This is a genomic window from Streptococcus oralis subsp. oralis (assembly GCF_002096495.1).
GTDB classification, from domain to species: domain Bacteria; phylum Bacillota; class Bacilli; order Lactobacillales; family Streptococcaceae; genus Streptococcus; species Streptococcus oralis_CU.
Map to the genome: position 1 here is coordinate 241924 of NZ_NCUO01000011.1, position 20753 is coordinate 262676.

The 20753-nt window shown below is 43.5% G+C and carries 13 protein-coding genes and 1 pseudogene; 12 read left to right on the top strand and 2 right to left on the bottom strand.

All coding sequences use genetic code 11. From position 1 onward, the window contains the following. Positions 1-26: 26 nt before the first annotated feature. The gene (locus B7717_RS04820) at positions 27-3743 is read right to left on the bottom strand and encodes a pullulanase (protein WP_084944302.1); all 3717 of its coding nucleotides are present in this window, start codon (positions 3741-3743) and stop codon (positions 27-29) included. A gap of 442 nt (positions 3744-4185) precedes the next feature. Here B7717_RS04820 and rpoB point away from each other — a divergent pair, with 442 nt between their 5' ends. From rpoB to B7717_RS04870, 10 genes and pseudogenes are all read left to right on the top strand, one after another. Next, complete coding sequence (gene rpoB / locus B7717_RS04825) at positions 4186-7797, top strand: DNA-directed RNA polymerase subunit beta (protein WP_084881501.1); 3612 nt, start codon at positions 4186-4188, stop codon at positions 7795-7797. A 32-nt stretch (positions 7798-7829) separates the two neighbouring features. After that, positions 7830-11495, top strand: a complete 3666-nt coding sequence (gene rpoC / locus B7717_RS04830; RefSeq protein ID WP_049484754.1) for a DNA-directed RNA polymerase subunit beta' — start codon at positions 7830-7832, stop codon at positions 11493-11495. Positions 11496-11604: 109 nt separating this feature from the next. Further along, positions 11605-12024, top strand: a complete 420-nt coding sequence (ndk, locus tag B7717_RS04835) for a nucleoside-diphosphate kinase (RefSeq protein WP_000438281.1) — start codon at positions 11605-11607, stop codon at positions 12022-12024. Between the two features lie 134 nt (positions 12025-12158). Continuing rightward, the gene (locus B7717_RS04840) at positions 12159-12782 is read left to right on the top strand and encodes a hypothetical protein (RefSeq protein ID WP_000240910.1); all 624 of its coding nucleotides are present in this window, start codon (positions 12159-12161) and stop codon (positions 12780-12782) included. An 83-nt stretch (positions 12783-12865) separates the two neighbouring features. After that, positions 12866-13309, top strand: coding sequence for a tRNA (adenosine(37)-N6)-threonylcarbamoyltransferase complex ATPase subunit type 1 TsaE (tsaE, locus tag B7717_RS04845; RefSeq protein ID WP_000556959.1), 444 nt, complete (start codon positions 12866-12868; stop codon positions 13307-13309). After that, positions 13299-13820 (top strand): annotated as a pseudogene (locus tag B7717_RS04850) (N-acetyltransferase family protein). Before tsaE ends, B7717_RS04850 begins: the two are co-directional and overlap by 11 nt. Before the next feature lie 4 nt (positions 13821-13824). After that, on the top strand, positions 13825-14865 hold the full coding sequence (gene lytR / locus B7717_RS04855; RefSeq protein WP_000592175.1) for a glycopolymer--peptidoglycan transferase LytR: 1041 nt from the start codon (positions 13825-13827) through the stop codon (positions 14863-14865). 72 nt (positions 14866-14937) lie between these two features. Next, the gene (locus tag B7717_RS04860; RefSeq protein WP_084944303.1) at positions 14938-16194 is read left to right on the top strand and encodes a competence/damage-inducible protein A; all 1257 of its coding nucleotides are present in this window, start codon (positions 14938-14940) and stop codon (positions 16192-16194) included. 54 nt (positions 16195-16248) lie between these two features. Continuing rightward, positions 16249-17400, top strand: a complete 1152-nt coding sequence (gene recA, locus B7717_RS04865) for a recombinase RecA (protein ID WP_001085520.1) — start codon at positions 16249-16251, stop codon at positions 17398-17400. A 129-nt stretch (positions 17401-17529) separates the two neighbouring features. Next, on the top strand, positions 17530-17724 hold the full coding sequence (locus B7717_RS04870) for a PspC domain-containing protein (RefSeq protein ID WP_000415528.1): 195 nt from the start codon (positions 17530-17532) through the stop codon (positions 17722-17724). Positions 17725-17855: 131 nt separating this feature from the next. Here the strand turns inward: B7717_RS04870 and B7717_RS04875 are convergent, their stop codons facing one another. Further along, positions 17856-18410 carry a GNAT family N-acetyltransferase gene (locus B7717_RS04875; RefSeq protein ID WP_061865293.1) on the bottom strand — a complete coding sequence of 185 codons (555 nt, stop codon included), beginning with the start codon at positions 18408-18410 and terminating at the stop codon, positions 17856-17858. Between the two features lie 109 nt (positions 18411-18519). Between B7717_RS04875 and B7717_RS04880 the strand changes: the two genes are divergently transcribed. Beyond that, positions 18520-19890, top strand: a complete 1371-nt coding sequence (locus tag B7717_RS04880; protein ID WP_084944304.1) for an MATE family efflux transporter — start codon at positions 18520-18522, stop codon at positions 19888-19890. Positions 19891-19986: 96 nt separating this feature from the next. After that, positions 19987-20703, top strand: a complete 717-nt coding sequence (locus B7717_RS04885) for a YebC/PmpR family DNA-binding transcriptional regulator (RefSeq protein ID WP_000532895.1) — start codon at positions 19987-19989, stop codon at positions 20701-20703. The last annotated feature ends 50 nt before the right edge of the window (positions 20704-20753 follow it).

Sequence of the window (20753 nt, forward strand, 5' to 3'; positions counted from 1 at the left end):
GTTTACCCTTTGATTTTCATTGAGTGTTATTTCTTTTTCTTGTTCTTTATCAACCATCCAAGTCCGAGAAGGGCAAGGATGCTGAATCCAGCAAGGGCAAGGAGGGATTTGCTCTCAGTTCCTGTGTTTGGAAGGAGGTTCTGAGAGTGAGCCTCTGCAGCAGTTTCTTGAGTTTCAGGATTGGCTGCTAGGTTTTGAGCTTGACCTTGTTCTGGTTCGACTTCCAAGCTAGAAAGGTCAAATTCTGGTTTTTCTTCCACAGCTGGAGCGACAATGGCACCACCTTGAGACAAGCGGAGAACGACAGCAGTGAGAGCGTTCAATTTCAAGCCTTTTTCAGTCCATTCGAGACCTTGAGGGTTAGCAATTCCTACTGGTCCTGCTTGGTTTTCATCTGCGAGAACTTCGGCCTTTCTCAAGTGAGCAAAGGCAGTTCCTAGAGTAAATTCACGAGCCTTATCATCCGCATTGACAAAGACAGCGTAGATATCTCCATTTGGAGCGGTGATTTGGTAGCCGATGGTCACATCTTCTTTTTCAACGCCATTTTGTCCTGGAACAGTAATGAGGTGGACGCGCTCTTTGATGTCTTGCAGACTCTTGAGTCGGAAGGCATCTGTCGATTGACGAAGGGCGATCAATCCTTTCATGTAGTCACGACTCTTGACATTTTCAGGATATGCTTTGCCATCTGTAGCCTTGGTCCAGTCAAACTTGTTGACAGCATCACTAGAGTCATAAGAGTCATGGATAAAGTAAGGATAGACAAATGGCTTGCCGTCTTTGTCACGTAACAAGTGAGACTTGTTTGGAACCTTATCTTCAGGAACAGGAGTCTTATAGGCTGGATCAAGGAATTGTTTGGTACGTCCGTATTCCTGACCAGAGTGGATAAAGGGAGTTCCTTGAGCAGTCAAGACCATGAGGTTTCCAAGTCGCAAACGGCGATGGATTTCAGCATAGTTCTCAGCCTTGCTTGGGTCTTTTTTGATAGACTGGGCAATGATGTCAAAGAGGGTCAAGTTATCATGGGCTGCGATATACTGGATAACATCTCCAGGGTTGTCTGCTTCAAAGTTAGTTGGTTGAGCAATCAGATTTTTAAAGATGGTATTGATATCGCGTTTTCCACCTGTGATAAAGGCAGGTTGACCTTCGTTTGGATAGCCAGACTTGAGGTTGTTACGGATGTCGTCTGAAAAGACAGCGACAGTATCTGTTTTCTTCATCCAATCTTGGTCGGCAGGTTGTACAGGCGTATTTTCATCACCAGCATAGGTTCTCCAACCTTCGCCTAGCATGATAAGATTTGGATTGAGGGCGCGTGCAGCTTTGTACGCTTCTTCGATAGAAGCCGCATCGTGGTCACCCATCATATCAAAGCGGAAACCATCTACTTTGTAGGTTTCAACCAGATACTTGATGGAGTCTACCAAGACACGTTTAGACATGTAGTGGGTAGTTCCCAAACGGCCGCCTCCGAAGCTGGTACGAGGAGTTCCGTCTGCATCCATAAAGTGATAGTAGTTTGGCTCAATATCTTCAAAAATGTCAACCTTTGCAGTATGGTTGTAGACCACGTCCAGGATAGCACCCATGCCACGTTTGTGGATTTCGTTGATGAGGTTTTTGAATTCGGCAATACGTTTTTCTGGATCCTTAGGATTCCTTGAGTACATACCAGTCAAGGAGAAGTAGTTTTGAGGGTCATATCCCCAGTTGTAGTTGCTGTTGCTTGAAGCGTAGGCAGACAAACGTTCATGGTTTTTCAATTCATTGACAAAGTAGTAAGACAAGACTGGAAGGAGCTGGATGTGGGTCACACCCAAGTCTTTGAGATAGTCCAGTTTTTCGATAAAGGCTTCAAAGGTACCAAATGGCTTGGTCAAGTCTTTTGCGATCGCAGGATCCGAAGTGAAGTCACGTACATGAGCTTCATAGATAACGGCATCTTCACGTGATTTGAAGTTACGAATCTTTCCATAGGTCAAGTCTTGCGGACCTAACTTCGCTGGATCGACAAAGGCAGCTTTAGCGACCTTATGAGCGGCATCTGTTTTTGCTAGGTCACTGTTCCAAGCCGCTAATGATTTGGCATAAGGGTCAAGAACGAGGACAGTTTTACCTTGGCGCTCGATCTGGTAGTGGTAGTAATAGCCAGTGTAGTTGCTGATACCGAGACCAGAGTTTGCATCCAGAGTTTGTTTCCAGGTTCCTTTTTCTCCTTTTTCAAGGGCGACAGTTCCAACTACCTTTTCAGGGTCTTTCTTGTCATAGACAACAACGGAAACCTTATCAGCACTTGGAGACCAGAGCGTGAGGTCAACACGCTTGCCATCTTCTTTTAGAGTTGCGCCGAGTGGACCATCGTAACTGTAGGACTCATCCTTGAGGCGCCAGCTTGAACGTGTGGTAAAGCGGTCTGAATTGTAGCTGACAGTGTACGGGTGTTGAGTGTCAGAGAAGTCGCCGATGTAGGTCACTTTTTTACCTGCCTCATCCACTTCCACGTCTGTGATAGTTACTTTATTCCCTTGGTAATCAGTGATGCTGGAGTGTTTGAGGATGTCGTCTTTCTTAGCTCCAACTAGGGTAGAAAAACTGCTTTCGATACGAGATTTAGCCACGTGTTGGGCACCAGTCATACGGATATCGTGAACGTAGTAGGGGTTGGTGTAGATGGTTTCGTCATCATCTTTGAGGAAAATCTGACTGTGATTTTTTAGATCAGTGAATTTATAATCTTCTTTTCTGATTTTCACATCATCGCCTTTCTTGCTTTCGTCTAGTAATAAAAATCCAAATTCTCTCGCAGCTTCATTGAGTGGGATATCAATGTAACGGCCATATTTTCCAGTTGCTGTAAAGTCAGTACCGTCAGGCCATTCTCCACTGCTTGGGTTTTTGACATCGCCCCAATACCAAAGAGATTTTTTGTCATAGTTGCCATCGGTGCGGTAGTAGTTGACACGGACTGTTCCCGCTGGCTGAGGACGGTAGTTGTATACCTTATAGTTTTCATCTAGCCAAGCCTCGTTCATTTTTGGAGAAAGGCGCTCTACCGAACGGTCCCCTGTCAGGTTATCCCCTTTAGTATTGTTGATGAGGAAGCTGACTTTCTTAGCTTGATCATTCTTAAGTTTGACATCGAGATAATAGCCATAGTCATCTTTCTTGGCATCCTTGAAGGACTTGGCTCCATTGGGCCAGTTTTCAGAAGGTTTTTCAACATCGTCCCAAGTCCAAAGGCCTTGAGAATCCTTGTTTTCCTCAGGGAGTTTTTTCACATGGATGCGGAAGTAGTTATCTTCGATTGGTTCTTCAGAACTAGTGTCTGCTTGTGGTTTTTGATCAGAATTTGGCGTCGAAGTGCTAGTATCTACTTTCTCTTCCTTGCTGTTGGGCTGGCTTGCAGTAGCATCTTCTGTTTTGGGTGTTTCTGGCGCTGTAGTAGTTTCCACAGCTGGAGCTTCTTTTTTAGAATCAAGGGAAGCGTTTGCATTCTTTTGTTCAGAAATAGGCATTTCCTTTTGAGTTTGACTCGTTTCAGTCTCATTAGGAGCCTGGGTCATGGCGCTGGTATTTTCCTGAGTTTGAGGCAGGTTTTCGTTGGCCGAAATAGTTGGCATTGCAGCAGAAAGCAGGATAATGCTGGCACCAATAAGGACAGAACCAGTTCCGTTCTTCAAGGAACGGATACCGTAAATCATTTTTTTCTCAGTTTGAGATGGGATTTTTTTCATCACAATTCTCCTTGTGTAGTTGTTCCCTATCAGTATAGCACGAGGTAAACATTAGTGCAAGCGTTTTCCTAAATTTTAAGAGAAAATATAATGCTTCATTCTCTTGAAATTTTAAAATAATATATAGGAAAAGATTGTTTAAAAAATAGTAAAAAAACCTTGAAAAATCTAGCTAAATAAGGTATAATATGAGTAATCATTTGTCGTAGGTTTTGTCTGAAATATTGTCCAGACAAGGCTCACAGCAGTTAAATCTTCTGGAAAAGTCAGATTTAGCTGCTCTTTTTGTGCTTTTTTTCAGGTTTTTGAGTGCTTGTAACAAAGATTTAAAGATTCTGAAAATTCGTCAAAGGGACACGGTGATAGGGGTTTTTAAAACCATATGACGATTAGAAAAGCCTGATTGACAAGGCTTGGAATTTATTTACAAAGGAGAATCATCTTGGCAGGACATGACGTTCAATACGGGAAACATCGTACCCGTCGTAGTTTTTCAAGAATCAAAGAAGTTCTTGACTTACCAAATTTGATTGAAATTCAAACGGATTCATTCAAAGATTTCCTAGATCACGGTCTTAAGGAAGTTTTTGAAGATGTATTGCCAATTTCAAACTTCACAGACACAATGGAGTTGGAATTTGTTGGCTATGAAATCAAGGAACCAAAATACACGCTCGAAGAAGCACGTATCCACGATGCTAGCTACTCAGCACCAATTTTTGTAACCTTCCGCTTGATCAATAAAGAAACAGGCGAAATCAAGACCCAAGAAGTCTTCTTTGGTGATTTCCCAATCATGACCGAAATGGGTACTTTCATCATCAATGGTGGTGAACGTATTATCGTTTCTCAGTTGGTCCGCTCACCAGGTGTTTACTTTAACGACAAAGTAGACAAGAACGGTAAAGTGGGATACGGCTCAACTGTTATCCCTAACCGTGGAGCTTGGTTGGAACTTGAAAGCGACTCAAAAGACATCGCTTATACTCGTATCGATCGTACTCGTAAGATTCCATTTACGACCTTAGTTCGTGCGCTTGGTTTCTCAGGTGATGATGAAATCTTTGATATCTTTGGTGATAGCGAATTGGTTCGCAACACCGTTGAAAAAGATATTCACAAGAATCCAATGGACTCTCGTACAGACGAAGCCTTGAAAGAAATTTACGAACGCCTTCGTCCAGGTGAGCCTAAGACTGCTGAAAGCTCACGTAGCTTGCTTGTAGCGCGTTTCTTTGACCCACGTCGCTACGATTTGGCAGCTGTTGGTCGTTACAAGATCAATAAAAAACTCAATGTTAAAACACGCTTGCTCAACCAAACCATTGCGGAGCCATTGGTAGACCCTGAAACTGGTGAAATCTTGGTAGAAGCGGGTACCGTTATGACTCGTAGCGTGATCGAAAGTATCGAGAGTCACTTGGATGGCGACTTGAACAAAATTGTTTATATTCCAAACGATGCAGCTGTTTTGACAGAACCGGTTGTCCTTCAAAAATTCAAAGTTGTTGCCCCAACAGACCCAGACCGTGTTGTAACCATCATCGGAAATGCCAATCCAGACGACAAGGTTCGTGTTGTAACTCCTGCGGATATCCTTGCAGAGATGAGCTACTTCCTTAACTTGGCAGAAGGTATCGGACGTGTGGATGATATCGACCACCTTGGAAACCGTCGTATCCGTGCAGTTGGTGAATTGCTTGCCAACCAAGTACGTCTTGGACTTTCTCGTATGGAACGTAATGTCCGTGAACGTATGTCTGTTCAGGACAATGAAGTTTTAACACCACAACAAATTATCAATATCCGTCCTGTCACAGCTGCGGTTAAAGAATTCTTTGGTTCATCACAGTTGTCACAGTTCATGGACCAACACAACCCGCTTTCTGAGTTGTCTCACAAACGCCGTTTGTCAGCCTTGGGACCTGGTGGTTTGACTCGTGACCGTGCTGGATATGAAGTTCGTGACGTGCACTACACTCACTATGGTCGTATGTGTCCAATCGAGACACCTGAAGGACCTAACATCGGTTTGATCAATAACTTGTCATCATATGGTCACTTGAACAAGTATGGATTTGTTCAAACACCATACCGTAAGGTTGATCGTGAAACAGGTGTAGTCACAAACGAAATTGTTTGGTTGACAGCCGATGAAGAAGATGAATTTACTGTAGCGCAGGCTAACTCTCGCCTCAACGAAGACGGTACTTTTGCTGAGAAGGTTGTCATGGGACGTCACCAAGGGGTCAACCAAGAGTATCCAGCAGAAGTGGTTGACTACATGGACGTGTCACCAAAACAGGTAGTTGCCGTTGCGACAGCATGTATTCCTTTCTTGGAAAACGATGACTCCAACCGTGCCCTCATGGGTGCCAACATGCAACGTCAGGCTGTGCCTTTGATTGATCCAAAAGCACCTTACGTTGGTACTGGTATGGAATACCAAGCAGCTCATGACTCTGGTGCTGCTGTTATTGCTCAGTATGATGGTAAAGTTACATACGCAGATGCTGACAAGGTAGAAGTACGCCGCGAAGATGGTTCATTGGACGTTTACCGCATCCAAAAATTCCGTCGTTCAAACTCAGGTACTGCCTACAACCAACGCACTCTCGTTAAAGTTGGCGATGTTGTTGAAAAAGGCGATTTTATCGCTGACGGACCTTCTATGGAAAAAGGGGAAATGGCGCTTGGACAAAACCCGATCGTTGCCTACATGACATGGGAAGGTTACAACTTCGAGGATGCCGTTATCATGAGCGAACGCTTGGTCAAAGACGATGTCTATACATCTGTCCACCTCGAAGAATATGAATCAGAAACGCGCGATACAAAGCTTGGGCCTGAAGAAATTACTCGTGAAATTCCAAACGTTGGTGAAGATGCCCTTAAAGACCTTGACGAGATGGGAATTATCCGTATCGGTGCTGAGGTTAAAGAAGGGGACATCCTTGTAGGTAAAGTCACACCTAAGGGAGAGAAAGACCTCTCAGCTGAAGAACGTCTCTTGCACGCTATCTTCGGAGACAAGTCTCGTGAAGTGCGTGACACTTCTCTCCGTGTACCTCACGGTGCCGATGGTGTCGTTCGTGATGTTAAAATCTTTACCCGTGCAAATGGAGATGAGTTGCAATCAGGTGTTAACATGCTGGTTCGCGTCTACATCGCTCAAAAACGTAAAATCAAGGTCGGAGATAAGATGGCTGGACGTCACGGAAACAAAGGGGTTGTCTCTCGTATCGTTCCTGTAGAAGACATGCCTTACCTTCCAGACGGAACTCCAGTCGATATCATGTTGAACCCACTTGGGGTACCATCACGTATGAATATCGGTCAGGTTATGGAGCTCCACCTTGGTATGGCGGCTCGTACTCTTGGTATCCACATCGCAACACCAGTCTTTGACGGAGCAAGTTCTGAAGACCTTTGGGAAACTGTTAAAGAAGCAGGTATGGATAGCGATGCCAAGACAATCCTTTACGATGGACGTACAGGTGAGCCGTTTGATAACCGTGTATCAGTTGGTGTCATGTACATGATCAAACTCCACCACATGGTTGATGATAAATTGCACGCGCGTTCAGTCGGACCTTACTCAACCGTTACTCAACAACCACTCGGAGGTAAAGCTCAGTTTGGTGGACAACGTTTCGGTGAGATGGAAGTTTGGGCTCTTGAAGCCTACGGTGCGTCAAATGTTCTCCAAGAAATCTTGACTTACAAGTCTGACGATATCAACGGACGTTTGAAAGCTTATGAAGCTATTACAAAAGGAAAACCAATTCCAAAACCAGGTGTTCCAGAATCCTTCCGAGTTCTTGTCAAAGAATTGCAATCTCTTGGTCTTGACATGCGTGTCCTTGACGAAGATGACCAAGAAGTGGAACTTCGCGACTTGGATGAAGGAATGGACGAAGATGTCATCCACGTAGATGACCTTGAAAAAGCCCGCGAAAAAGCAGCCCAAGAGGCTAAAGCAGCCTTTGAAGCAGAAGAAGCTGAGAAAGCAACAAAAGCGGAAGCAACAGAAGAAGCTGCTGAACAAGAATAAGCAGTTCACTTAGAATAGAAAGGGAAGAAATAGTGGTTGATGTAAATCGTTTTAAAAGTATGCAAATCACCCTAGCTTCTCCAAGCAAAGTCCGTTCATGGTCTTATGGAGAAGTCAAAAAACCTGAAACAATCAATTACCGTACGTTAAAACCAGAACGTGAAGGACTCTTTGACGAAGTCATCTTTGGTCCTACAAAAGACTGGGAATGTGCTTGTGGGAAGTACAAACGCATTCGTTACAGAGGGATTGTTTGTGACCGCTGTGGGGTTGAAGTAACGCGTACGAAAGTTCGTCGTGAGCGTATGGGGCACATCGAGTTGAAAGCTCCTGTATCTCACATCTGGTATTTCAAGGGGATTCCAAGCCGTATGGGCTTGACTCTTGATATGAGCCCTCGTGCCCTCGAGGAAGTTATCTACTTTGCGGCTTATGTGGTGATTGATCCTAAGGATACACCACTTGAGCACAAGTCTATCATGACAGAGCGCGAATACCGTGAGCGCTTGCGTGAGTATGGTTATGGATCATTCGTTGCCAAAATGGGTGCCGAAGCTATCCAAGACCTCTTGAAACAAGTAGATCTTGAAAAAGAAATTGCCGAACTCAAAGAAGAGTTGAAAACAGCTACTGGACAAAAACGTGTCAAAGCCATCCGTCGTTTGGATGTTTTGGATGCCTTTTACAAGTCTGGAAATAAACCTGAATGGATGATTCTCAACATCCTTCCAGTTATTCCACCAGACCTTCGTCCAATGTTGCAGTTGGATGGTGGCCGCTTTGCCTCATCTGACTTGAACGACCTTTACCGCCGTGTCATCAACCGTAACAACCGTTTGGCTCGTTTGCTTGAGTTGAATGCACCAGGTATCATCGTTCAAAATGAGAAGCGTATGCTTCAAGAAGCAGTTGACGCTTTGATTGATAATGGTCGTCGTGGTCGTCCAATCACAGGACCAGGTAGCCGTCCACTGAAATCATTGAGCCACATGCTTAAAGGGAAACAAGGGCGCTTCCGTCAAAACTTGCTCGGTAAACGTGTTGACTTCTCAGGACGTTCCGTTATCGCCGTTGGTCCAACTCTTAAGATGTACCAATGTGGTGTGCCACGTGAAATGGCGATTGAGCTCTTTAAACCATTTGTCATGCGTGAAATCGTTGCCCGTGACATCGTACAAAACGTCAAAGCGGCTAAACGCTTGGTTGAACGTGGAGACGAACGCATCTGGGATATTCTTGAAGAAGTGATCAAAGAACACCCAGTACTTTTGAACCGCGCACCGACCCTTCACCGTTTGGGTATCCAAGCCTTTGAGCCTGTCTTGATTGACGGTAAAGCCCTTCGCTTGCACCCACTTGTCTGTGAAGCCTACAATGCTGACTTTGACGGGGACCAAATGGCCATCCACGTACCGCTTTCAGAAGAAGCCCAAGCAGAAGCGCGTATCCTTATGCTTGCTGCTGAGCACATTTTGAATCCGAAAGATGGTAAACCAGTTGTTACACCATCACAGGACATGGTTTTGGGTAACTACTACTTGACTATGGAAGAAGCTGGCCGTGAAGGTGAAGGAATGATCTTCAAAGACCGTGACGAAGCGGTTATGGCTTACCGTAATGGTTATGTTCACCTCCACTCACGTGTTGGTATCGCGACAGATAGCCTCAACAAACCATGGACAGAAGAGCAAAAACACAAGGTCTTACTGACAACAGTTGGTAAAATCCTCTTCAACGACATCATGCCAGAGGGTCTGCCTTACTTGCAAGAACCAACCAATACTAACTTAACAGAAGGTGTTCCAGCTAAGTACTTCTTGCCACTGGGTGGAGATGTTAAGGAAGCTATTCGCAATCTTGAACTCAACCCTCCATTCAAGAAGAAAAATCTTGGGAATATCATCGCTGAAATCTTCAAACGTTTCCGTACGACAGAAACTTCTGCCCTACTTGACCGCATGAAGAACCTCGGTTACCACCACTCAACTCTTGCAGGTTTGACAGTGGGTATTGCCGATATCCCAGTTGTTGAAGACAAGGCTGAAATCATTGAAGAATCACACAAACGTGTAGAACAAATCACCAAACAATTCCGTCGTGGTATGATCACAGACGACGAGCGCTACAACGCTGTTACAGCTGAATGGCGTGCAGCTCGTGAAAAATTGGAGAAACGTTTGGTTGCCAACCAAGATCCTAAGAATCCAATCGTTATGATGATGGACTCTGGAGCCCGTGGTAACATCTCAAACTTCTCACAGCTTGCCGGTATGCGTGGTCTGATGGCCGCTCCGAACGGACGTATCATGGAATTGCCAATCCTTTCAAACTTCCGCGAAGGTTTGTCAGTACTCGAAATGTTCTTCTCAACTCACGGTGCCCGTAAAGGTATGACCGATACGGCCCTTAAGACAGCCGACTCAGGTTACTTGACTCGTCGTTTGGTTGACGTTGCCCAAGATGTGATCATCCGTGAGGACGACTGTGGAACAGACCGTGGTCTCTTGATTCGTTCTATCGCAGAAGGAAAAGAGATGATCGAGTCTCTCGAAGAACGCCTCAACGGTCGTTACACTAAGAAAACTGTTAAACATCCAGAAACTGGTGCAGTGATCATCGGTCCAAATGAGTTGATTACAGAAGACAAGGCGCGTGAAATTGTCAATGCTGGTGTGGAAGAAGTTACTATCCGCTCTGTATTTACATGTAACACCCGTCATGGTGTCTGTCGTCACTGTTACGGTATCAACTTGGCGACAGGTGATGCGGTTGAAGTTGGTGAAGCAGTTGGTACAATCGCTGCCCAATCTATCGGGGAACCTGGTACACAGCTTACAATGCGTACCTTCCACACGGGTGGGGTTGCCTCAAATACCGATATCACTCAGGGTCTTCCTCGTGTCCAAGAAATCTTTGAAGCCCGCAATCCGAAAGGGGAAGCGGTCATCACAGAGGTCAAAGGACAAGTTACAGCTATCGAAGAAGACGCGTCAACTCGTACCAAGAAAGTCTTTGTTAAGGGTGAAACTGGCGAAGGTGAGTACGTGGTTCCATTTACAGCACGTATGCGTGTCGAAGTTGGAGACCAAGTCTCTCGCGGTGCAGCATTGACAGAAGGTTCTATCCAACCAAAACGTCTCCTTGCTGTTCGTGATGTCTTGTCAGTTGAAACCTACCTCCTCGGTGAAGTACAAAAAGTTTACCGTAGCCAAGGGGTAGAAATCGGTGACAAACACATCGAGGTAATGGTTCGTCAAATGATCCGTAAAGTTCGTGTCATGGATCCAGGTGACACAGACCTTCTTATGGGTACCCTCATGGATATCAACGACTTTACAGATGCTAACAAGGATGTTCTTATCGCAGGTGGAGTTCCAGCGACTGGTCGCCCAGTTCTTATGGGAATCACCAAAGCCTCACTTGAAACAAATAGTTTCTTGTCAGCGGCTTCCTTCCAGGAAACAACTCGTGTCCTTACAGATGCAGCCATCCGTGGTAAGAAAGATCATCTCCTTGGACTCAAGGAAAATGTTATCATCGGTAAGATCATCCCAGCTGGTACTGGTATGGCTCGCTACCGTAACCTTGAACCACAAGCTATCAATGAAGCAGAATATCTGGCTCCAGAACAAGAAGAGGCAGAACTTGCTCCTGTAGAGGAAGTTGTGGAAATCCAAGTTGAAGAAACAGTAGAATAAAAGCAAACAAGAGAACCTTTGGGTTCTCTTGTTTTATTTCAGAAAATTTTCCCACTTTTTCATAAAGTATGGTAGAATAGAAGAACTAAAATGCCAAGGAGGTGTCCATATGGAACAAACATTCTTTATCATTAAGCCAGATGGTGTGAAAAGAGGGTTGGTTGGCGAAATTCTGCAAAGAATGGAACAACGAGGTTTCAAACTCGAAAAATTAGAGTTACGTTCAGCGGTTTCAGAAGTTTTGATTGACCAACACTATCAAGACTTGGTTGAAAAAAGTTTTTATCCTCCTATCCGTCAGTTTATGACCTCAGGACCGGTAGTGGTGGGCATTCTATCAGGTCCGAAAGTGATTGAAACTTGGCGTAGTATGATGGGAGCTACTCGTCCAGAAGAAGCCTTGCCTGGAACTATCCGAGGAGATTTTGCTAAAGCAGCAGGAGACAATCAAGCTATTCAAAATGTAGTTCATGGCTCCGATTCGGAAGCTTCTGCAAAACGTGAAATTGCTCTCTGGTTTAAGGATTAGACTGGTAAAAGAACAGTTCTGTTCACAACAGAGCTGTTTTTTGGTCAGTTGAGCACAAAAAAAGGACATTTGAGGCGGAAACTATCATTTCAAACTCCTCACAAGGTATAATCCCATATAGGGAGGGAAAAGAAATGGTAAAATCAATTCGCCTATTGTTGTTGATTGCAGTCATCCAGATTAGTTTTAGTAGTTGTCTATTATGGAAAGAATCCTTTTTATCTTTAAAACAGACCAATGCTTATTTTTTGATTTTGATAGTAGGAATTTCTGTTTTGTGCGCTGGGATAAATTATTTCCATACAGCAGACCAGTCTAGACATAGTATTTTACATGTTCAAAAGAAAGTGAGTCTTGTTTATTGCCTCCTTTTAGTAGTCAATCTTTTGGCAACCTGTCTGGTTCTCTCAGAAAGCATCCAAACCACTAGCAAATTGCAGCAGGAATTGGTTGACCTCTTTTTACCCTCCTTCTTTTTCTTGCTAGGAGTAGATCTATTGATTTTCTTACCTTTTGATAAAATTTTTCGAGATATAGAAAATTACCTAAATAAAAAGAAAACAGTCGTCATTTCCGTTCTAGCTACGATGGTTTTCTTGAGGAATCCCTTAGTGATTTCCTCAATTCTCATTTATATCAGTGTTGGTTTTCTATGCGCACGTTTCCTTTTTCCAAAATGTATTCAAAGGGAAATCTCCTTTTATGGACACCTGATTCGGGATATCCTGTTTGTTTTTTCAATAGTTGTATTCTTTTAAATGGAGGAGAATTTTTCAAAATTGTTATAGTAAGTTCATAAAGAAAATTCACACAAAAGAAAACTTTTTGGTATAATAGTAGCATGCACACAAAAAATGAAGAAGAGCTTCTAGCTCTCGGAGAAAGATTAGGTCATTTGCTTCAAAAAGACGATGTTCTGATCTTGACTGGAGAGTTGGGTGCGGGTAAAACAACCTTTACAAAAGGCCTTGCCAAGGGCTTGGATATCCGTCAGATGATTAAAAGTCCAACCTATACCATTGTCAGAGAGTACGAAGGGCGTTTGCCACTTTACCACTTGGATGTCTATCGTATCGAAGGTGATGCTGATTCTATTGACTTGGATGAGTTTCTCTTTGGTGGTGGTGTGACTGTTATTGAGTGGGGGCATCTTTTGGGTGAAGATTTACCAGATTCTTACTTGGAATTGGAAATCTTGAAAGAAGCTGAGGGTCGTTGTCTTCATTTTACGGCTCATGGCTCTCGGGCTGAACAACTCATCAAGGAGCTTCAAGATGGAGTATGAGTTGTGTATTCGTGAGGCAGAGATTTCAGATGCTACAGCCTTAATTGCATTTTTAGATTGTGTCGGTCAAGAGACGGATTTTACCAGCTTGGATGAAAATGGTATCATGATGACAGCTTCTGAAATGGCTCTTTTTATCGAAAAACAAGCTGGATCAGAGAATCAAATTACTCTCCTCGCCTTACTGAATGATGAGATTGCAGGAGTCTTAAATATCACAGCGGACCAACATTTAAGAGTTCGACATATCGGCGATGTTTTTCTAGCAGTTCGCAGGAAATTCTGGAACTAAGGCTTGGCGACTATACTTCTAGAAGAAGGCATTGAGTGGGCGAAAGTCAGTGGCGTCCTGCGCCGTTTGCAACTCAGTGTACAAAAACGAAACGAGGCTGCGATCCACCTCTACTCAAAAATGGGATTTATCACAGAAGGCTTACAAGAAAGAGGAGCCTATTTAGCAGAAGGGATATTTTTAGATGTTTGTCTTATGGGCAAGCTGATAAATAAATAACGAGATGATTAAAAAATTAATTGGAATGGTGCTAGGTTTCCTAGCAGTAACAGTTTTAGGTGTAGCGGTTTATGGCTATACCATCTACCAACAGGGAACAGAAACCCTAAGTAAAAAGACTTACAAAAAAATCGGGGAAGAAACCAACGTTATCGAAGCGACGGAGCCTCTGACCATCCTCTTGATGGGGGTAGATACGGGAAATGTGGAACGTACAGACCCGTGGGCGGGAAATAGTGATTCCATGATTCTCCTGACGGTTAATCCCAAAACAAAGAAAACCACAATGATGAGTTTGGAACGGGATATTTTGACCAAGATTGAGACTGGAAACGGTCAAGTTCAGGAAGCCAAACTCAATGCGGCCTATGCTAATGGTGGTGCGGAACTTGCAATTTCTACTATTCAAAAGATGATGAATATCCACATTGACCGCTATGTGATGGTTAACATGCAGGGGCTTCAACAATTGGTGGATGCGGTTGGTGGGATCACCGTCAACAATACACTCGGTTTCCCAATTTCGATTGCTGACCAAGAGGAGTTTAATAAGATTTCTATCGGTGTTGGAGAACAAACCTTGAATGGGGAGGAAGCTCTGGTGTATTCACGGATGCGTTACCAAGACCCAGAGGGAGACTATGGTCGTCAAAAACGTCAACGTGAAGTTATTCAAAAGATCGTTGAGAAGGTTTTGAGCCTAAACAGTGTGAGTCATTATCAAGGTATCCTCAAAGCTTTGAGTGATAACATGCAGACCAATGTGGACTTGTCAGCTAAGAGCATTCCACAATTGCTTGGCTATCAAGATTCTTTCAAGAATATCGAAACGCATCAATTGCGTGGGGAAGATGCTGAGCTACAGGGAATTTCTTATCAGATTGTCACTTCAGAACATATGCTTGAAATGCAAAATCTCTTGCGTAGTTCACTAGGTAAAGAGCCGGTGACAGAATTGGAAACCAATGCGGTACTGTACGAAACAGCCTTTGGTCGGACAGCACCTTCAACCAGTACGAACGCTTCAAACGAAGAAGCAGAATAAGAAAAGAATCAAATCGTGGGAAATTTCCTGCGATTTTTTCAAAAAAATTCGAATAGATAAGTAGGAGGAAACATGAAAGCAGAAATTATTGCTGTTGGAACAGAAATTTTAACAGGGCAGATTGTCAATACCAATGCTCAGTTTTTATCAGAGAAACTAGCCGAAATCGGGGTAGATGTCTACTTCCAAACAGCTGTTGGAGATAATGAAGCTCGTCTTTTGTCCTTGCTTGATATTGCGAGTCAACGTAGTAATCTTGTGATTTTGACAGGGGGCTTGGGACCAACCGAGGATGATTTGACCAAACAAACCCTGGCAAAATTTTTGGGAAAAGATCTAGTGTTTGACCCTCAAGCGCAAGAGAAACTGGATATTTTCTTTGCTCATAGACCTGACTATGCTCGGACACCGAATAATGAGCGCCAAGCCCAAATTGTAGAAGGGGCGACTCCACTGCCAAATGAGACAGGTTTAGCAGTAGGAGGGGTGTCGGAAGTGGATGGCGTGACCTACGTGGTCCTCCCGGGACCACCTAGTGAATTGAAACCTATGGTCTTAAATCAACTCTTACCTAAGTTAATGACTGGTACCAAGTTATACTCACGTGTGCTCCGTTTCTTTGGAATTGGGGAGAGTCAGTTGGTGACCATTTTGGCGGATTTGATTGACCATCAAACCGATCCGACTTTGGCGCCGTATGCCAAAACAGGAGAAGTGACCTTGCGCTTGTCTACAAAAGCAGTTAGTCAAGAAAAGGCTGATCAAGCGCTGGATATCTTAGAAAATCAAATCTTGAGTCGCCAAACTTTCGAGGGAATTTCTTTACGAGACATCTGTTACGGATATGGGGAAGAAACCAGCCTCGCAAGTGTCGTTGTAGAAGAGCTAAAGAAGAGACAGAAAAGCATTACTGCGGCAGAAAGCTTGACGGCAGGTCTCTTTCAAGCGACATTAGCAGACTTTTCGGGCGTTTCAGCAATCTTTAATGGCGGTTTTGTCACTTACAGCCTAGAAGAAAAGTCCAAGATGTTGGATATTTCCGAGCAAGAGCTAAAAGAACACGGGGTTGTTTCTGAGTTTACGGCTCGAAAAATGGCAGAGCAGGCACGGATCAAGACTCAGTCTGATTATGGAGTCAGTCTGACAGGTGTAGCTGGGCCAGATAGCCTAGAGGGTCATCCAGCTGGTACAGTTTTTATTGGACTGGCACATGCCAAAGGGACAGAGGTGATCAAGGCTAATATCGCAGGACGGAGTCGAGCAGATGTCCGACATATTGCGGTCATGCATGCCTTTAACCTAGTTCGCAAGGCTTTATTAAGTGACTAAATTTTGGTATAATGAAAGATAGGTCTAAGGACCAGTAGAATATAGGAGAACAAAATGGCGAAAAAACCAACAAAAAAATTAGATGAAATTGGGAAAAAATTTGGAGCAGACCGTGAAAAAGCATTGAACGATGCTCTTAAATTGATCGAAAAAGACTTTGGTAAAGGCTCAATCATGCGCTTGGGTGAGCGCGCGGAGCAAAAAGTTCAAGTGATGAGCTCAGGCTCATTGGCTCTGGACATTGCTCTTGGTTCAGGTGGTTATCCTAAAGGACGTATCATCGAAATCTATGGACCAGAATCATCTGGTAAGACAACGGTTGCCCTTCACGCTGTTGCGCAAGCACAGAAAGAAGGTGGTATTGCAGCCTTTATCGATGCGGAACATGCTCTTGACCCAGCCTATGCTGCAGCCCTTGGTGTGAACATTGACGAATTGCTCTTGTCACAACCAGACTCAGGAGAGCAAGGTCTTGAAATTGCTGGAAAATTGATTGACTCAGGTGCAGTTGACCTTGTCGTTATCGACTCGGTTGCGGCCCTTGTACCTCGTGCGGAAATTGATGGGGATATTGGAGATAGTCACGTTGGTTTGCAAGCTCGTATGATGAGCCAGGCCATGCGTAAACTTGGTGCTTCTATCAATAAAACCAAAACAATTGCCATCTTTATCAACCAATTGCGTGAAAAAGTTGGAGTCATGTTTGGAAATCCAGAAACAACACCTGGTGGACGTGCTTTGAAATTCTACGCTTCAGTCCGTTTGGATGTTCGTGGAAGCACACAAATCAAGGGAACTGGTGATCAAAAAGATACCAATGTCGGTAAGGAAACCAAGATCAAGGTCGTGAAAAACAAGGTAGCTCCACCATTTAAGGAAGCCTTTGTTGAAATCATGTACGGAGAAGGAATTTCTAAGACTGGTGAGCTCTTGAAGATTGCAAGTGATCTCGATATCATCCAAAAAGCGGGAGCATGGTACTCTTACAAGGGTGAAAAAATCGGACAAGGATCTGAAAATGCTAAGAAATACTTGGCGGATCACCCAGAAATCTTTGATGCCATTGACCACCAAGTCCGTGTTCAATATGGTTTGATTGAAGATGAAGAAAGAACAACTCCTACCTCTGTTGCAGAAGATTTAGCACCTAACCAAGAAGTAACACTTGACCTAGGCGACGGACTTGAAATCGAAATTGAAGATTAAAAATAAAAGCGGAGAAGTCTTTCTCTGCTTTTTATGTTTAAATATTAAGTCTCCATAAGCTTCAAAAGCGTAATAAAAGAGTATTTAATCAAAAAAATTAAATCATTCTATAAAAAGGAGACTACTATAATGGAAAAACGCCTTGTTCGAAACGTACAAGACAAAAAGATTGCTGGTGTTTGTGCTGGTATCGGTGACTACTTTAACATGGACCACACACTTGTTCGTGCACTTTGGATTATCTTCACCCTACTTGGTGGTTCTGGAATCTTAGCTTATGCTGTTCTCTACTTCCTTCTTCCAGAAGGCAATGCAGAAGCTTAAGCCATAGAGAGAATAAAAGTTTATTCTGATCAGTTGAAAATAAAAAATGCATGTAATCGTGGATTACATGCATTTTTATATGTAGCTTCTATCGAAAAAGAGAGGTTCTTCACCAGATGGACAAGTCTTGTTTAATGGTCACTAAAACGACGATACTCTATATGAAAGTCAAAATAATGTTCATTCTGTAACTTTTGGAAGATATCGCGATAGGCTTCTTCGTCAAAATGGTCGCCACGGTAGAGAATTTCAAAACTCAAACCTTCGTACTCTAGAAAAGCGTTGGCTGTTTTGAAACCATTTTGGCGATAGAAGTCCATGCGGGACTTTCTCTGCTCCAAGTTATCGCATTCTTCATCCAATCGCTCGACTTCGAGTAACATGGTTCGCTGATAAAAATCAGTCAGCTTTTCGATGATTTCTTTTCCATATCCGTGGCTTCTCAAGTGGGGCATGATGGCAAAAAAACTGATATAGAAGGCCTTTGGATTGGAGATGGCAAAAGCAAAGCCGACAAACTCTTCTTGGTTATAAAAGGCAAAAAAGTGAGCATCTTCTCGGTCTTGATAGCGTAAAAACTCTGACAGAGGAACTCGTTCTTCCTCGGGGAATGCTTCCTTGTTTAGCTTTTCAACCTTATCCAGATCAGGAAATACATCGGTAATTAATTGACTGGTCAAACTCATAAATGACCTCCTTTTCTTGATTATAGCAAATTGTCTCTCTGTAAGCAATTGATTGCAAGAAATCCAAGCAATCCTTGTCGCTCCTCTAGAAAGCTGATATAATAGCTTTATGAATAAGAAACGATCCGTGGACTTGATACATGGTCCTATTCTTCCTGCGCTTTTAAGCTTTGCCTTTCCAATCTTGCTGTCAAATATTTTCCAACAGCTTTATAATACTGCGGACGTCTTGATTGTTGGGCGTTTTCTTGGTCAAGATTCCTTGGCTGCAGTAGGGGCGACAACGGCCATTTTTGACTTGATTATAGGCTTTACGCTTGGTGTTGGCAATGGGATGGGGATTGTCATTGCCCGCTATTATGGGGCTCGTAATTTCACCAAAATCAAGGAAGCAGTAGCAGCAACTTGGGTTTTAGGTGCTCTTTTGAGCATTTTGGTCATGCTGATGGGCTTTGTCTGTCTGTATCCACTCCTGCAATATTTAGATACCCCGGCAGAAATCCTTCCTCAATCCTACCAATATATTTCTATGATTGTGACTTGTGTAGGCGTTAGCTTCGCTTATAATCTCTTTGCAGGTTTGTTGCGGTCTATTGGTGATAGTCTAGCAGCTCTTGGATTTCTGATTTTTTCTGCCTTGGTCAATGTAGTTCTGGATTTGTATTTCATTACGCAACTGCATCTGGGAGTTCAATCTGCGGGCCTTGCTACCATTATCTCGCAAGGCTTATCAGCGGTTCTCTGCTTTTATTATATCCGTAAAAACGTTCCAGAACTCTTGCCACAGTTCAAACATTTCAAATGGGACAAGGCCTTGTATGCGGATCTCTTGGAGCAAGGTTTGGCTATGGGTTTGATGAGTTCTATTGTGTCTATCGGTAGTGTGATTTTACAGTCTTCAGTCAATACCTTTGGAGCTGTAATTATTAGCGCCCAGACGGCAGCTCGACGCATTATGGCCTTTGCTCTGCTTCCAATGACGGCTATTTCTTCTGCTATGACGACCTTTGCCTCTCAAAATCTCGGGGCCAAGCGACCAGACCGCATTGTTCAAGGTCTTGGTATTGGGAGTCGCCTGAGCATGTCCTGGGCAGGTTTTGTTTGTATCTTCCTCTTTTTTGCCAGTCCTAGTTTGGTTTCTTTCTTGGCCAGTTCGACAGATACTTACTTGGTAGAAAATGGTAGCCTCTACCTGCAAATCAGTTCAGTCTTTTATCCGATTTTGAGCCTCTTGCTGATTTATCGTAATTGCTTGCAGGGCTTGGGGCAGAAAGTCCTTCCTCTAGTTTCCAGCTTTATAGAACTCATCGGGAAAATCGTTTTTGTGGTTTTGATTATCCCTTGGGCAGGCTATAGGGGGGTTATCCTTTGTGAACCCCTTATCTGGGTTGCCATGACTACACAACTGTACTTTTCACTTTTCCGCCATCCCCTGATAAAAGAAGGTAAGGCAATCTTGGCAGCCAAAGGACAATACTAGCTGGGTTTGCTGAACAAAATCCATTTCCTCTAGTGAAAATCGAAAAAACTTGTGTTATAATAAGAAAGATTAAAATGTGAAAAAAGGAGATTCCTAATGGGACGTAAATGGGCCAATATCGTAGCCAAGAAAACGGCTAAAGATGGAGCTAACTCTAAAGTATATGCAAAATTTGGTGTAGAAATCTATGTAGCAGCTAAAAAAGGTGATCCAGACCCAGAATCAAACACTGCTTTGAAATTCGTTATCGACCGTGCTAAACAAGCCCAAGTGCCGAAACACGTTATCGATAAAGCGATTGATAAAGCAAAAGGAAACACAGACGAAACCTTTACAGAAGGACGTTACGAAGGTTTTGGACCAAATGGTTCTATGTTGATTGTGGATACCTTGACTTCAAACGTCAACCGTACCGCAGCTAATGTCCGTGCTGCCTTTGGTAAAAACGGCGGAAACATGGGTGCTTCAGGTTCGGTTTCTTACCTCTTTGATAACAAGGGTGTGATCGTATTTGCAGGTGAGGACGCTGATGCAGTCTTTGAGCAACTGCTAGAAGCAGATGTGGATGTGGACGATGTAGAAGCAGAAGAAGGAACAATCACGGTTTATACAGCTCCAACAGACCTTCACAAGGCTATCGTTGCCCTTCGTGAGTCAGGTGTCGAAGAATTCCAAGTGACTGAATTGGAAATGATTCCTCAGTCTGAAGTGGAATTGTCAGGCGAAGACCTTGAAACCTTTGAAAAACTTTACAGTGTTCTTGAGGACGACGAAGACGTACAAAAGATCTACACAAACGTAGATGGATTCTAATAGAAAAACGAACAGTTTTACTAGCTGTTCGTTTTTTTTGATATTTGAAC

Coding starts and splice junctions, on each gene's coding strand:
- B7717_RS04820 (WP_084944302.1), bottom strand. CDS start 3,743: ATGAAAAAAATCCCATCTCAAACTGAGAAAAAAATGATTTACGGTATC.
- ndk (WP_000438281.1), top strand. CDS start 11,605: ATGGAACAAACATTCTTTATCATTAAGCCAGATGGTGTGAAAAGAGGG.
- B7717_RS04840 (WP_000240910.1), top strand. CDS start 12,159: ATGGTAAAATCAATTCGCCTATTGTTGTTGATTGCAGTCATCCAGATT.
- tsaE (WP_000556959.1), top strand. CDS start 12,866: ATGCACACAAAAAATGAAGAAGAGCTTCTAGCTCTCGGAGAAAGATTA.
- lytR (WP_000592175.1), top strand. CDS start 13,825: ATGATTAAAAAATTAATTGGAATGGTGCTAGGTTTCCTAGCAGTAACA.
- B7717_RS04860 (WP_084944303.1), top strand. CDS start 14,938: ATGAAAGCAGAAATTATTGCTGTTGGAACAGAAATTTTAACAGGGCAG.
- recA (WP_001085520.1), top strand. CDS start 16,249: ATGGCGAAAAAACCAACAAAAAAATTAGATGAAATTGGGAAAAAATTT.
- B7717_RS04870 (WP_000415528.1), top strand. CDS start 17,530: ATGGAAAAACGCCTTGTTCGAAACGTACAAGACAAAAAGATTGCTGGT.
- B7717_RS04875 (WP_061865293.1), bottom strand. CDS start 18,410: ATGAGTTTGACCAGTCAATTAATTACCGATGTATTTCCTGATCTGGAT.
- B7717_RS04880 (WP_084944304.1), top strand. CDS start 18,520: ATGAATAAGAAACGATCCGTGGACTTGATACATGGTCCTATTCTTCCT.
- B7717_RS04885 (WP_000532895.1), top strand. CDS start 19,987: ATGGGACGTAAATGGGCCAATATCGTAGCCAAGAAAACGGCTAAAGAT.